This is a genomic window from Ktedonobacter sp. SOSP1-52 (assembly GCF_016587395.1).
The window spans coordinates 1,026,473-1,039,576 of sequence record NZ_BNJH01000003.1 but is presented as its reverse complement, the minus strand read 5'-3'; the positions used below and the strand labels follow the sequence as shown (position 1 = coordinate 1,039,576).

General features: G+C 54.1%; 12 protein-coding genes. 7 read left to right on the top strand and 5 right to left on the bottom strand.

Annotation, left to right across the window (positions count from 1 at the left end; genetic code table 11):
* Positions 1-54: 54 nt before the first annotated feature.
* The 4 genes from JMJ16_RS29975 to JMJ16_RS29965 all read left to right on the top strand — a co-directional run bounded on the left by JMJ16_RS29975 (position 55) and on the right by JMJ16_RS29965 (position 4,265).
* The gene (locus JMJ16_RS29975) at positions 55-1,482 is read left to right on the top strand and encodes a glycosyltransferase family 2 protein (RefSeq protein WP_201387554.1); all 1,428 of its coding nucleotides are present in this window, start codon (positions 55-57) and stop codon (positions 1,480-1,482) included.
* Positions 1,479-2,609 carry a hypothetical protein gene (locus tag JMJ16_RS29970; protein ID WP_201387553.1) on the top strand — a complete coding sequence of 377 codons (1,131 nt, stop codon included), beginning with the start codon at positions 1,479-1,481 and terminating at the stop codon, positions 2,607-2,609. The genes JMJ16_RS29975 and JMJ16_RS29970 overlap by 4 nt, the downstream gene beginning before the upstream one ends.
* Positions 2,610-2,830: 221 nt before the next feature.
* Positions 2,831-2,959 carry a hypothetical protein gene (locus tag JMJ16_RS56145; RefSeq protein WP_255553253.1) on the top strand — a complete coding sequence of 43 codons (129 nt, stop codon included), beginning with the start codon at positions 2,831-2,833 and terminating at the stop codon, positions 2,957-2,959.
* Complete coding sequence (locus JMJ16_RS29965) at positions 2,931-4,265, top strand: hypothetical protein (RefSeq protein ID WP_201387552.1); 1,335 nt, start codon at positions 2,931-2,933, stop codon at positions 4,263-4,265. Before JMJ16_RS56145 ends, JMJ16_RS29965 begins: the two co-directional genes overlap by 29 nt.
* Before the next feature lie 89 nt (positions 4,266-4,354).
* Here the strand turns inward: JMJ16_RS29965 and nadA are convergent, their stop codons facing one another.
* The 4 genes from nadA to JMJ16_RS29945 all read right to left on the bottom strand — a co-directional run bounded on the left by nadA (position 4,355) and on the right by JMJ16_RS29945 (position 8,959).
* Positions 4,355-5,542, bottom strand: coding sequence for a quinolinate synthase NadA (gene nadA / locus JMJ16_RS29960; protein WP_201379292.1), 1,188 nt, complete (start codon positions 5,540-5,542; stop codon positions 4,355-4,357).
* 123 nt (positions 5,543-5,665) lie between these two features.
* On the bottom strand, positions 5,666-6,508 hold the full coding sequence (gene nadC / locus JMJ16_RS29955) for a carboxylating nicotinate-nucleotide diphosphorylase (RefSeq protein ID WP_201371672.1): 843 nt from the start codon (positions 6,506-6,508) through the stop codon (positions 5,666-5,668).
* Positions 6,501-8,195: an L-aspartate oxidase gene (nadB, locus tag JMJ16_RS29950; protein ID WP_201387550.1), complete on the bottom strand. Its 1,695-nt coding sequence runs from the start codon at positions 8,193-8,195 to the stop codon at positions 6,501-6,503. The genes nadC and nadB overlap by 8 nt, the downstream gene beginning before the upstream one ends.
* 350 nt (positions 8,196-8,545) lie before the next feature.
* Positions 8,546-8,959, bottom strand: coding sequence for a secondary thiamine-phosphate synthase enzyme YjbQ (locus tag JMJ16_RS29945; protein ID WP_007905760.1), 414 nt, complete (start codon positions 8,957-8,959; stop codon positions 8,546-8,548).
* A 260-nt stretch (positions 8,960-9,219) separates the two neighbouring features.
* On the opposite strand from JMJ16_RS29945, the gene JMJ16_RS29940 reads away from it, so the two are divergent.
* Together JMJ16_RS29940 and JMJ16_RS57335 are read left to right on the top strand one after the other, a co-directional pair.
* The gene (locus tag JMJ16_RS29940; protein ID WP_201387548.1) at positions 9,220-10,098 is read left to right on the top strand and encodes a hypothetical protein; all 879 of its coding nucleotides are present in this window, start codon (positions 9,220-9,222) and stop codon (positions 10,096-10,098) included.
* On the top strand, positions 10,005-10,523 hold the full coding sequence (locus JMJ16_RS57335) for a WD40 repeat domain-containing protein (protein WP_374229129.1): 519 nt from the start codon (positions 10,005-10,007) through the stop codon (positions 10,521-10,523). Before JMJ16_RS29940 ends, JMJ16_RS57335 begins: the two co-directional genes overlap by 94 nt.
* A 7-nt stretch (positions 10,524-10,530) precedes the next feature.
* Here the strand turns inward: JMJ16_RS57335 and JMJ16_RS29930 are convergent, their stop codons facing one another.
* On the bottom strand, positions 10,531-11,283 hold the full coding sequence (locus JMJ16_RS29930) for a 2-phosphosulfolactate phosphatase (protein WP_201387546.1): 753 nt from the start codon (positions 11,281-11,283) through the stop codon (positions 10,531-10,533).
* A gap of 357 nt (positions 11,284-11,640) precedes the next feature.
* Here JMJ16_RS29930 and JMJ16_RS29925 point away from each other — a divergent pair, with 357 nt between their 5' ends.
* On the top strand, positions 11,641-13,086 hold the full coding sequence (locus tag JMJ16_RS29925; RefSeq protein WP_201387544.1) for an ABC transporter permease: 1,446 nt from the start codon (positions 11,641-11,643) through the stop codon (positions 13,084-13,086).
* Positions 13,087-13,104: the final 18 nt, after the last annotated feature.

Here is a 13,104-nt window from a genome sequence, read left to right as displayed (position 1 = left end):
ATCACCCATTAAAAATCTCTTTCATGCGATGCCGTTTATAGAATGGAACGCTTTATGAATATACTTGCAATGGTAGGAGATGGGCTGGGATATTGCATGTTTGCGCTAATTAGCCTTATCAATATCCGCTTCATCTCTTACTTCTACAGTTTTTTCGTCCACTGGCCGCGCTATCGACGACGTGAAAAGGTCACCACCAGTGATTTACAAAGGCTACCGCTGCCCTATATAAAAATCCAGATTACGACACGTGGGAGCGCAGGCAGCACTGAGGTTATCCGGCGTGGCATTAAGTATGTCATGCGCCTGGCCTATGAGGACCCGACCTTTTATGGTCATTATCTCAACATTGAAGTGGTGACCGAATCGGAGGAGCAGAAACAGCTCTTTGAGCGTGAATTTGTGGATACGCCCATACCGGTCTACGTTGTTGTTCTGCCCAAAAATTATGAAACGCGGGGAGGCACTCAGCTCAAGGCACGTGGCCTGCACTACATGGTCGAGATGCGTAGACGCGGATTAAATCGCAAACATGGGCGCACCGTGATTGTTCACTATGACGAGGAGAGCGTCATGGAGCCGCTAGAACTGCGGCGCCTCTTCCGCCACCTCGCGCTCACTGATAAGAAGCTGACAGAGGGACCCATTTACTATCCCCTGGAATATCGTGATGCAAGCGTGATCTGCCGCGCCATGGAGGCTAACCGCCCTATTGGCTGCTTCGAATGCCGCGACGTGATGGAGAAGGGTATTCCCCTGCATTTACATGGCTCCAACCTGGTGATTGACGAGGATTTAGAGAACGAGCTGGGCTGGGATATTGGCAATTTGGATGGTCAACCCTTTATCGCTGAGGATTATGTCTTTGGCGTTAACGCCTATCTGCAATATGGCTCCTCAATTTTCGGCTGGCATGGCAGCGTCATGCTTGAGCAGCCGCCATTCTCATTTAAGAGCGCCTTTCGCCAGCGCTTCCGCTGGATCATTGGCGTGCTCCAGGGAATGGAGATGATGAAGCGTACGCCGATGTTTTCGCAGCTTCCCAAAGGGCTGCGCTTTCGCCTGACCTGGGGAACACGTTATCGTATCACGACCTTCGCATTGGGTCTGCCTGCGGGTGCGATCTCGCTGCTCTACCTGATGTATCAATACGCCCAGTTCTTTCTGAGACACCAGGCAACGCCGCCTATGCCCTTGCCAGTCATGCTCTGGATGATTTTCGCTGGTTTTCTCTGGCTGAACTCGATCTTTATCGGCGCCTGGTATAACATCTCGACCATTATGCACCTGCCTGCCAACCAGGGCATCGCGGAGATGGCCAAGGTTATTGCCATCGCGCCTATAGCGGGCGTTTTGGAGAGTTCCGCGGCCTTCTGGGCCATCTTTCAATGGATATGCGGAAATCGTAAGGTCTCCTGGAAACCAACCCCCAAGACGGCTGAGGCTGACAAGGTTTCTATCACGGCAGGAGGAGGACAATGAAACTCAAAGGGAAATTGCTCTGGCTCACACTGATTATCCTGATTGGCGCGCTCCTGGCGGCGCGACTCTACTATGTCAAACCAGCCCCACTCGCGGCCCTTATCACGCAGGCAGCCGGTGAGAAATCCAATCTAACCCGGACAGCAAATCCAGCAACGCCAACGCCAGTACCACTACGCCCTGACATGGCCACTGGCATGATCTTTCCCCAGTGGGGACCAAATGCCTATACGAAAGCCGATAAAAACTGGACACAGGGCCTCAAGGAGATTAAATCCCAGACCGGGGCACGCTGGCTGGGACTCTATCTCCAGTTTCACCAGGCCTCAGAGGATACGACCCAAATTGAATTAGCAAAGGACGGGCAGACACCTGCCGGACTCAAGGAAGGCATTGAGATGGCCCATAAAATGGGCTATAAGGTCTATGTGTTTCCCGCGATCACACTGGACAATGCCCATGGCTGGGCAGGCTACATTAAATATACAAGCGATGCAGAGAACCAGGAATGGTTTGATAACTACTGGCAACAGCTACAGCCGTTTGTCGCGGCCTGCCAGGAGGCCGGATGTGACCGCTTCTCGATAGGCAATGAAGACGAGGGGCTTGAGCAATCTCCTGGTGGCTACTGGCATCAACTCTTAACTCGCGTCCATAGTGCCTATTCCGGGCAGATCGTCTACAATATCAATTTCTCAACCCAGTTGAAGTCTCCCATCCCGCAGTGGATGCATGATCCCTTGCTGAGCGAGATTGGCGTATCAGCCTATTATTCACTGTTTGATAACGAGGGCACTGTGCCGCTAGCGCAACTACCTGTGCTCTGGCGCGAGCGAGTGCAAGCGCATGTTGATGACCTGGCGCATACACTGGGGAAAAACATCTTCCTATCCGAGATAGGCTACCGTAACACCAACCATGCTGGCTATCGTCCCTACCAGGACACAGATGAGGGACAGAAAGATCTGAAGGTGCAGGCTGCGCTCTATGATGCCGCCCTACAAAACATCGCCAATGATCACCTCATCGATGGAATCTTTATCTGGGCCTGGTCGAAACCACCCTTCGCGCCCAACAGCACCCCTGCCGCTCAAACTATTCACCAGTGGTATGAGAAGCTTTCTTAGTCCAAGCTAGCCTGGACCCTACAATTCACATCGCCAGAATAAGGGCGTGTGGTGAAGACTGGCAGAGTCCAGGCTGGAATGGGCTTGTGCTCGTACATCTGGTGGGTTCTCCAGCGAAGGCTCTCAACCATCTTTGTATAAAGAGAAACACAATAGTATTATGCAACAAACGAGCAGGAGGCTAGAATCGTGATACATGGGCAGAAGAGAGCACGCCTGGCATGGATAGGACTACTTCTCACTATGCTCCTTATGCTCCTTCAGACCGCAAGCACGCAAACGCCGACGCTGCCCCCGATCTCTCTCTCTCCAGGAGCACCTATGACACCAATCAACATCTGGTCTACTGACGCGACACGCACGCCCTGGCTGGGCTTTGGCATTGAATGGGATGCCGAAACTAACGATATTCAACCACTTCAACTCTCACAGACACAATGGGACATGCTCTATACTCGTGTTGATTATATGCGCCCGGCATGGATACGCAGCATGATCGATGTTCAATGGTTTTGTCCGGAGGGGGTTGTAGGACGCTATACCTTCAATTCGTCCAGTATGCTAGCCTGGTACCCTATTCTCGATTATGCATGGGCGCACAATATTCCGCTCACCATTGGAACATGGGATCTGAAGCCCTGGGACTACCACACAAACCAGTATGCCACTGCCCTGAGCGATTTACTCCACTACCTGATCCATGAACGTGGGTACAGCAATATTCGCTATACCAACAGCGTCAATGAACCAGATACCAAACTTCCTTCATTTCAAGATTGGGAAGTCTTCAATCAGCAGTTATACACCGCCCTGGAGCACCACCAACTCACAAACGAGGTAGAGATCATTGGTCCAGATACCGCAAATACCAACGGCTGGATTACCAATAGTACGCTCCCTTCGAACAAGCAAACTGCAGCGTATGAATGGCATAACTATGTCAGAACCTGTTGTGACATTCAGCATGGGCAGGTTGAAAGCATATTCCGTCCAATCGTGGAGCGCTTTAAGAGCGCTGATCCAGCGCAACAAAAACTACTCCTCCTGGGCGAGATGGGATGGGGTTATCAGAGTGGCCCCGGCGACAACCAGTACCAGGTAAAGACGTATCAATATGGATTGGAGATGGCTGATTACGCCATACAATTGGCTCGAGCCGGTATGTCTGGCGGCGCCGCCTGGAATCTGGACGATGCCATGCACAACAAAGTCTGGGGCATGTGGAATATCAGCACAGAGCCACTACCACGCCCCTGGTTCTACTCCTGGTCATTGCTCAGCCGCTATCTCCGACCAGGTGCGACGATTTACCATCCAGAACAACCTATGGCTGTGCGCCTGCTGGCGGCAGAGATGTCGAGTGCAGCCAATCCGGCACGCCACTACTGGACACTCATGCTTCTCAATCGCCAGGCCACAACCCAGGTCTTCGCACTCAAGTTGCCAGAAAACACCCAGCAAGACATCTTTCGCCAATACATCTACAGTGATAAAACACGTTTGAGCGACGCCTCACAACTTCCGCTACCCGTAGCTGCAAGCAGGCAGCAAAAAAATGGAGAACTAATAACCCAGGTGCCGGCCAACTCCCTGGTCATGCTCACAAGCCTGGATACCGGGCCAGACTACAATGATCCCACCAACCCGAGTATGTGAAGCCAAAAACAGGTGTGAGGAGATTGGCGGAGTATGTCCGCCAATCTCCTCACACCTGTTTTTCAGTCATAGCCATGCAGGTATTCGCGTTAGCCTTTGAGCGCCAGCATGCGCTCCAGGGCCACGCGTGCCCAGTGAATGGTATCAGGGTCGACGCTTACCTGGTTGATGACCTCGCCATCCAGCAGGCCCTCCAGGACCCAGGCCAGGTAGGCCGGGTGGATGCGGTACATCGTCGAGCAGGGGCAGACGATGGGATCGAGGCAGAAGATGAACTGGTCGGGATGCTCCTGCGCCAGGCGATGCACCAGGTTGATCTCTGTCGCCACGCCCCACTTCGTGCCAGCGGGAGCCTTCTCAATCTGCTGAATAATATACTCTGTCGAGCCATAGAGGTCCGCGGCCTCAACGACCTCGCGGCGGCACTCGGGATGGACAATGATCTTAATGTCTGGATAGTCAGCGCGAGCCTTCTCGATCTGCTGTACATTGAAGCGCATATGCGTGGTACAGTAGCCCTTCCAGAGAATGATCTTCGCACGCTCAAGGCGGTCCTCGGCATCGTTCTCGGCCATGGGGTTCTTCGGATTCCAGATCGTCATCTCATCATCGGGAATGCCAAATTTGAGGCCCGTGTTGCGTCCCAGGTGCTCATCAGGGAAGAAGAGGACGCGCTTGCCCTGCTCAAAGGCCCACTTCATGACGGCGGGGGCATTCGACGAGGTACAGACGATGCCACCATGGCGCCCACAGAAAGCCTTCAGATTGGCAGCAGAGTTCATGTAAGTCACGGGGATAATACCCGCATCCTCGCCCAGGACGTCGGTCAGGGTCTCCCAACACTCCTCAACCTCGGTAATATTGGCCATATCGGCCATGGAGCAGCCAGCGGCGGGATTGGGCAGAATCACCTTCTGGTTCGGGCCGCTGAGCACATCGGCGCTCTCAGCCATAAAGTGCACGCCACAGAAGACGATATAATCGGCCTCGGGACGCTCGGCGGCAAGCTGCGCTAGTTTAAATGAATCTCCACGGTAATCAGCATACTTAATAATCTCATCACGCTGATAATGGTGACCGAGAATAACCAGGCGCTCGCCCAGGGCGGCCCGGGCCGCGGCGATGCGACGGTCGAGTTCGTCGCCGTCCATCTCGGCGTAGAAGGTCGGAATGACGTCAGAACGCTTCGACAGGTCATGCCTGGCACGTGTCTTTGGATTGAGCAGCGGCAGGATACGCGACTCCTGGCTCTCCGCGCAAGCTGTATCGATTGCCATATATCTTCTCCTCCATGAATAAGTGTCGTGTGTGCCTTTACCTTTTTATGCGGAAACCAACGCCACTGTCGTGGCTAGCACTTCGCGCTCAGGTTTCCGATAGGAAGCCTGGCAGCTACATCACTATGCGAACTCCAGAGAGACATCGAAGTTAGGTGCGGAGTGCGTCAGGGCACCCAGGGAGATGAAATCGACTCCCGTATGGGCCACCTCGAGTAGGCGCTCGGTGTTGGTGCCGATATTGCCTGAGGCCTCGATCAGGACGCGCGGACTCTGCTCACGAATAATGGTAACGGCCTGGCGCATAAGCGCGGCATCCATATTATCTAGCAGAATAACATCGGCGTCGGCCTGTAAGGCTTCTCGCACTTCTTCCAACGTCTCACACTCAACTTCGACTTTCAGTAAATGAGGAGCAAGAGATCTCGCGGCAGTAACAGCCTGCGCAACACCTCCAGCGGCTTTAATATGGTTGTCTTTAATCAACACCCCATCGCTCAAACCAAAGCGATGGTTCTGGCCTCCACCCAGGCGTACAGCCTCCTTCTCCAGGCGACGCAGGCCCGGAGTAGTCTTACGCGTATCCAGGATACGTGTCTGTGTACCCTCAAGCGCACGAGCACAATGCGCAGTCAGCGAGGCAATGCCCGAGAGGCGTCCCAGGAAGTTTAGTGCCACACGCTCGGCGCTCAAGACTGAGCGAGCCGGGCCTTGAATACGCGCCAGCACATCGCCCTCCTGCACATGGGCGCCATCCTTGACTACCAGTTCGACAGAGACCCGGCTATCAAACAGGCGAAAGGTCTCAGGAACCAGGGAGAGCCCAGCGATCACGCCTTCGTGGCGCGTCACAATCTGGGCACTTGCCTGCGCCTCGGGCGAGACAGTGCTCAGGGTTGTGATATCGTCATAGGCTCCATCCTCTTCGAGCGCCGCTGTAATTAAGTCAAGAATAGCTTTATGCATGAGGGCAACTTCCTTCCTGGACAATCTGAGTGATCGACTCTTCTCCTACCGCTTGCCGCTGCCAGGCAAAGTGGCGCTGCTGTAACTGTTCCTCGGTTGCCTGGTAATCAAGACGCCAATGGCTACCACGGCTCTCACAGCGCGCTTGCGCGGCCACCATCACAAGTTCAGCGACCTGCAACATATTATGCACTTCGCGCCACCGAGATGGACCCTCGGTCTCCAGCTTGCTTGCCACCAGAGAGCGCAAGAAGCAGACACGTCCTTTAGCCAGCTCCAGCCCCTCGTGGCTACGCGAGAGTGAGGCATATTGCCACATGAGCTGCCTCAGTTCGCTACGCACCTGTGTGGCCGATATATCATGCGCAAGACCCAATGACTGTATGTCAGCAGATGAGATCTCAGCATAGACATTCAGCGACGAGGAGGCACGCAGCGTCGATTGAGGGCCTGGCTGTGCATGTGATTGCTGACCCGAGGCAAGCGCATCAGCGATGCGCAGGCCATAGACCAATCCCTCCAGCAACGAGTTGCTGGCAAGCCGATTCGCGCCATGGACGCCGGTACAGGAGACCTCGCCAACCGCATAGAGCGCAGGCACAGAGGTGCGCCCCCATGTATCTACCATCACGCCCCCCATGCAATAGTGCGCCGCGGGAGCAATGGGAAGCAGATCGCGAGCCAGGTCCAGCCCATGCTCACGGCAGAACGCCGAGATCGTGGGGAAGCGTGCATGCATCTTCTCAGCCGGCAGGTGACGGAGATCAAGGAACTGGCAATCCGTCTCCTCCAACAGCATCTCTTTAAGAATGGCGCGTGCCACAACATCACGTGGAGCAAGTTCTTCCTGCTCGCTATAACGCGGCATAAAGCGTTCGCCCGCGTGATTGCGTAAGTAAGCGCCTTCACCACGGACTGCCTCCGTGATCAGATGTGATGTGCCATTCACCACCAGGACGGTAGGGTGAAACTGCATAAACTCAAGGTCGACCAGGGCGGCACCCGCGCGCCAGGCCAGAGAGAGACCATCAGCCGTGGCCCCCGAGGGATTAGAGGTATGGAGCCAGAGACCACCCGCGCCTCCGCTGGCAAGCACGGTCGCTTGAGCGAAGATAGCCAGGGACGTGCCATCACGTTTGCGGGCCCGCAGACCCACACAGCGCTCATCTTCTACTAAGAGTTCTTCGACAAACGTCTCTTCAAACACAGTCACGGAGGATCGCTGACGGACAGCTTTCATTAAAGCGCGCTCGATCTCCGCACCAGTCGCATCGCCACCGGCATGCAAGACACGCCAGCGACAATGCGCCCCTTCGCGACCCAGCAAGAACCCATCAGGGGTTGTATAGGCATCGCTTCCAGGTTGCGCACGATCAAATTCCACGCCCTGTTGCATGAGCCAGCGCACCGCCCCTGGTCCTTGCTCGACCAGAATACGTACCGCCTCCGCATCACACAGGCCAGCACCAGCAGCCATAGTATCTTGAAAATGTAGTTCTGAGCTGTCGTCCTGCCCCAAGGCAACCGCAAGCCCACCCTGCGCATAGCGGGTGTTGCTCTCGCCAAGTTGTCCCTTAGTAAGCAGGGCCACAGGCATCGTCTCGGGAAGACGCAGGGCAAGTGATAAACCCGCGATTCCTCCACCTATAATTGCGGCAGCAAAGGGCTGGCCATCCAGGATAGGCATACCCCTTATTCTCCTTTGAATAAGCTCTTATTCCGAAATCCAGCGTCACTCGCGTGACTAGCGCTTCCCCCATTCGGGGATAAACGCTCAGGGTTTCGGAGAGGAAGTAGTCTCATTTCTTATAAGTGTATTTTGTACACTTATAAGCCGGACAAAAAAGAAAAGGTGTTGTAAATACACTAACCTTTGTAGGAGAAAGTATACCAGACAAGGGAGTAGAAACACAAGGGCCAAAAAGTCGTACCTTGCCTATCCTTAAAGCTAGTACCAAAGGCCTAGTAGAGGGAGGAAAATGATGGCCCGGCGCTCCTGGCGTACGTCAGGAGCGCCGGGCCATCATTTTCCTCCCTCTATTCCCCGATTACTTTTACCAGGACGCGCTTATCGCGCATCCCATCAAACTCGACATAAAAGATCTGTTCCCAGGGGCCAGAGTCAAACTCGCCGTTGGTAATGGGAACCACGACCTGGTTATGCAGAAGCAGTTGTTTTAAGTGGGCATCAGCGTTGTCTTCGCCGGTGCGATGATGCAGATAATCGGGCTTTGCAGGCGCGATCTCTTCTAGCCACTGCATAATATCCTGCCATAGACCGCTTTCATAGTCATTAATAATGACCGCCGCGGTAATATGCATCGAGGTGACCAGCGCCAGGCCATCTTGAATACCACTCTCACGTATAATCTGTTCAACCTGCTGCGTCAAGGGTACAAACTCCCGGCGCTTCTTCGTATGCAAAGAAATGTACGCAGTATGCGTCTTCATCGAAGCTACTCCTTATTATTCTGGCTGGAATACAATATGATCTTATTCCGAAACCCAACCCCATTCGGGGGCGCGCGCCACTTACGTGTCTAGCGCTGCGCGCTCAGGGTTTTCGAATCAGAAGTACACCCACAGAATAACAAATATCCTGTACTTCTTTCAAATGTTTTTCTTTGCGCGTACTACTTTCAAAAACTTCTTTTTTTTAGTACAATAGCAGCAAATGTTTTTAAGCGGTGTGTGATTTTGGAGGGGTGGCTATGGAGCATAGAACGTGCAAAAAATGCGGAGAGGCCGTAGATAGCAATGCCACATTCTGTGGCAAATGTGGCCTGCTTGTGCGTGACCCAAATAGGGAAGGAACCACGGAACAATCCCTTATTATTCTTGCGCAGCCAACAGGCACACGAAATAGGCATTCCATATCAAGTCCACAACAGCACATAGCTGGCGCGACCACCTTTCCTGTAGATTCAAGCGCGGCTCCCCATACACCCATCCCGCAGGAGCGGCCACGCCGTCACAGCAGGCGAAGCGCACTGGCCTGGTGCGGTGCCACGGCCCTGTTCCTGGGTGCTGGTGGCTCGGTCGCTTATTTCCAGCGAGACACGCTCTTGCGGCGCGCTCAAGCCTGGCTACATCCTACGGCCACACAAACCCATACAGGTGTAGGTACGCTCCGCTATCGTTATCCGGGTGGAGAAGGATCGGTGGGCAGTGTGAGTTGGTCCCCAAATAGCTCGCGCATCGCCTCAGCCGCGGGTCCCCAGGACTTAAAAGGGGGGCATATTCATATCTGGGATGCCTTTACGGGCCAGCACGACCAGGTCTATGCCAGACATACAAAAAACGTTCAGACCGTCGCCTGGTCACCTGATGGAAAATTCCTGGCCTCAGCAGGCTCTGACAACACAGTGCGTATCTGGGATGCGCATAGCCTGCGTACACTCCAGGTATGGCAGGCCAGCGATACCATCTGGGAGGTAAGCTGGTCGCCTGGCAGTGATTTTCTGGCAGCCGCCATCAATGATGGCACAGTCAACGTCTGGAACACACAGAGTGGGCGCAGCGCCTACACCTACCGGGGCACCAGGATGTCGTTTACAGCGTCGCCTGGTCACCCGATGGGGGAAAGATAGCCTCTGGCTCCTGGGATCACACAGTACATATCTGGGACCTCGACGCAGACCACGCCGCCAGCATCTATACCGAGCATGATAATAAAGTAACAGCCATTGCCTGGTCAAACGATAGCGCCTTCATCGTCTCAGGCAGTAGCGACACGACGGTTCAGGTCTGGAACGCGGCAACAGGCCAGACGCGCCAGGTCTACCGGGAGCACAATGGGGTCATTCAATCGGTAGCCTGGTCACCCGATGGCAGGCAGATTGTCTCCAGTAGCGCCGACAATACCGTCAAGCTCTGGGACCCTATCAGGAGCGCCAGCGTCTATACCTACCTGCCAGAAGGTCTGACCCCCTGGACCCTAGCCTGGTCACCCGATAGTAAGTTCGTTGCAACGGGCCTGCTCGACGGGCATATCCAGGTATGGCAGGCTCGTTGACGCACTATTATAATTGTTCGAGAAAGCCCTCACGCATGGCCGGGACACAGCTATAGAGATCCAGCCTGGCTGCATGCTCAACATCTTGAGGGAAGCCCGCCTGGATCAATTCCTGGCCCGAGTACGATCCCTGGAGGAGTTCGGGGAGTTGCTCTCTGGCCTGGCGAAAAGCTCCCACGCACACCTGGGCCTCGGGCGACTGAGAGAAGGTATCCAGGGAAGAGAGAATCGCGCCTGCCCCCAGGTAATCTTCCAGGGCGAAACGGAGCGTGCCATCCTCAGAGGGCTCATGCCAGCGCTCGCCACAGGCGATAACGCTCACCGCGCGTTGCTCATTCTCTGCCAGCAACGAGGCCACTGCGTCCGCGACCGCCTGCGCATTGAGCAGTGATCCAACCAGTAGATGCGACACGGAACGGCCATAGTGGCTACAAGTCGCGCCATTGGGAGAGGCTAGCACGACACACATTCCTGGTTCAAGCGAGAGCATAGTCGCTGGCGACAGCGAAAAGCGTCCCTCTTGCGGAACCTTGCGACGCCAAACCGCTGCCACCCCCTGCACACGCCGCGCCAGTTCAGCGGTATCGGCCTCAAGAGGACAGGGGTAGATACGACCTCCGCGAGCGATGGCGGTCACGGTCGCGCTGGAGAAACTAAGAACATCAATAATTACCAGTATATCGCCGCGCGCCGCCGCCTCAGCGACGCCACGCCGCCCCCACTCCAGGCGACAGCGATAGGCTTCCTGCGAGAAATACATGCATGCTCCTCTTTTCAGTTTATGGCTCTTTTCGTACCAAGCATTATACATCCTAAAAAGCGGTATCCGCCTTTCCTGCCTGGCTCTTAACAGTTAAATAAAGTGCTTCGACACACCATAGTACAGAATTCTACACATTACATTAATTACTCTTTTCCTCTAAATATGTATTTACAACGCTTACACATCGATTGCTTTAAATTTCTTTTACAATTTCCTACACTACTTTTACACTTTTCTGAAGACTCTCTGATAAATTTTCGCTATCCTTCGTAGCTAAGAAGCCAGCAGGCATCGTTGATAAAAAAATGAAACCAGTCACCAGGCTGACGAACCAAACGAAGGAGTACTAGTTGCATGGGCATAGTCTTACGCGGCATGCGGAATGTGGTGCGGAATCCACTACGGCTGCTGCTCATCGTCTTGCTGTTGGGAGCAAGCTTGATGTTTGTTGCGGCCATGGTCAGCCTCAACAGCAGCGCACAGCAGCAACTTACCAAAGTGCGCTCAGAAGTAGGAACGGGCGTTACCATCAGTTATGTGACCGACAACCAGAGTCAAACACAGAATAATGGAAATAACAACAACGGAAATGATAGAGGTTTCCCTGGTGGCAATGGTGGTAGTGGTGGAAATGGCAATAATGGCGGCTTCAATCTGTTCCAATCACAAAACGCGAGTACGCCGATACCATCTGACGCTATCGATAAAGTCAAAAAGGTCTCCGGCGTTACCAGTGTCGAGGAGAGTTTGAGGCGCTATGACACCGATCAGGAATTGAAGACCGCCAGCGTCCAGATGCCTAATGGGCAAAGCAGAACTATTCCAGCCTCAATTTATGGTATTTCAAGCGGCTCCACGCATTTCACTATCCAGGGTGGCACGCCTACAATCACCTCTGGACGCGGCCTCCAGACGAGCGATGCTACGGCAAACGTTGCCCTCATGAGCAAGACACTGGCCGACACAAATAATCTCAAGGTTGGTTCAACCTTTACACTCAAAAGCACCAAGCTCACAGTTATTGGACTCTACACCTCAGATGCAGCAATAGTCAACAACACGCTCACTTTGCCTCTAGCAACCATGCAGAAGCTCTACGCTGTCAGTGGCGTCGACAGTATTACAGCCTACGCCACGACCTATGACCAGGTAGACACTATTGCAACCAATATTCGCACAGCGCTGGGCAGCAAATACAACGTCGTCACTGAGAACAGGATGTACTCAAGCGCGATTAGTGCGCTCAGTACCGCACAGAACAGCATCAAGCTAGCGCTCATCGTCGCCATAGCCACCTCGGCCGCAATTATCATCTTCTCAGTCTTCGTTATTGTTCGCGAGCGCACCGCGGAAATCGGGACGCTCAAGGCAATAGGTGCCTCACACTGGCAGGTGATAGGGCAGTTCTGGACAGAAGTTTTGGCGCTCAGTGTCCTGGCATCGGCGGTCGCGACCGTGCTTCTCGTGACACTTGGTCCCATCATCTCACAGAAGTTTGATGTCTCCACAGCATCCAGTGATATTGGTTCTGTAGCTGGCAGAGGCTCATTTATGACGAGAGGAACTCCGACGGCACAAGGCACACAGGGAGGTCCATCGTTCCAGGGCTTCCAGGGCTTTCGCCAGGGATTAACGCAACAGCTCAGTGACATTCATTTATCAACGGTCACCCTTAATGCGCAAACACTGCTCATCATCATGGGGTTGGGAATCGGCCTGGCAATCTTAACAAGCGTCATTCCCGCTCTCTATGTCGCGCGCATCCGACCCGCAGTCGTGCTGAGAAAAGGCAACAACTAGTCTGAGAAGCGAGGAAAA

Excerpts from the sequence above, each read along its gene's own strand:
- JMJ16_RS29965 (WP_201387552.1), top strand. The coding sequence starts at position 2,931 with ATGACACCAATCAACATCTGGTCTACTGACGCGACACGCACGCCCTGG.
- nadA (WP_201379292.1), bottom strand. The coding sequence starts at position 5,542 with ATGGCAATCGATACAGCTTGCGCGGAGAGCCAGGAGTCGCGTATCCTG.
- JMJ16_RS56145 (WP_255553253.1), top strand. The coding sequence starts at position 2,831 with ATGGATAGGACTACTTCTCACTATGCTCCTTATGCTCCTTCAGACCGC.
- JMJ16_RS29925 (WP_201387544.1), top strand. The coding sequence starts at position 11,641 with ATGGGCATAGTCTTACGCGGCATGCGGAATGTGGTGCGGAATCCACTA.
- JMJ16_RS29975 (WP_201387554.1), top strand. The coding sequence starts at position 55 with ATGAATATACTTGCAATGGTAGGAGATGGGCTGGGATATTGCATGTTT.
- JMJ16_RS29930 (WP_201387546.1), bottom strand. The coding sequence starts at position 11,283 with ATGTATTTCTCGCAGGAAGCCTATCGCTGTCGCCTGGAGTGGGGGCGG.
- JMJ16_RS29970 (WP_201387553.1), top strand. The coding sequence starts at position 1,479 with ATGAAACTCAAAGGGAAATTGCTCTGGCTCACACTGATTATCCTGATT.
- JMJ16_RS29940 (WP_201387548.1), top strand. The coding sequence starts at position 9,220 with ATGGAGCATAGAACGTGCAAAAAATGCGGAGAGGCCGTAGATAGCAAT.
- JMJ16_RS29945 (WP_007905760.1), bottom strand. The coding sequence starts at position 8,959 with ATGAAGACGCATACTGCGTACATTTCTTTGCATACGAAGAAGCGCCGG.
- nadB (WP_201387550.1), bottom strand. The coding sequence starts at position 8,195 with ATGCCTATCCTGGATGGCCAGCCCTTTGCTGCCGCAATTATAGGTGGA.
- nadC (WP_201371672.1), bottom strand. The coding sequence starts at position 6,508 with ATGCATAAAGCTATTCTTGACTTAATTACAGCGGCGCTCGAAGAGGAT.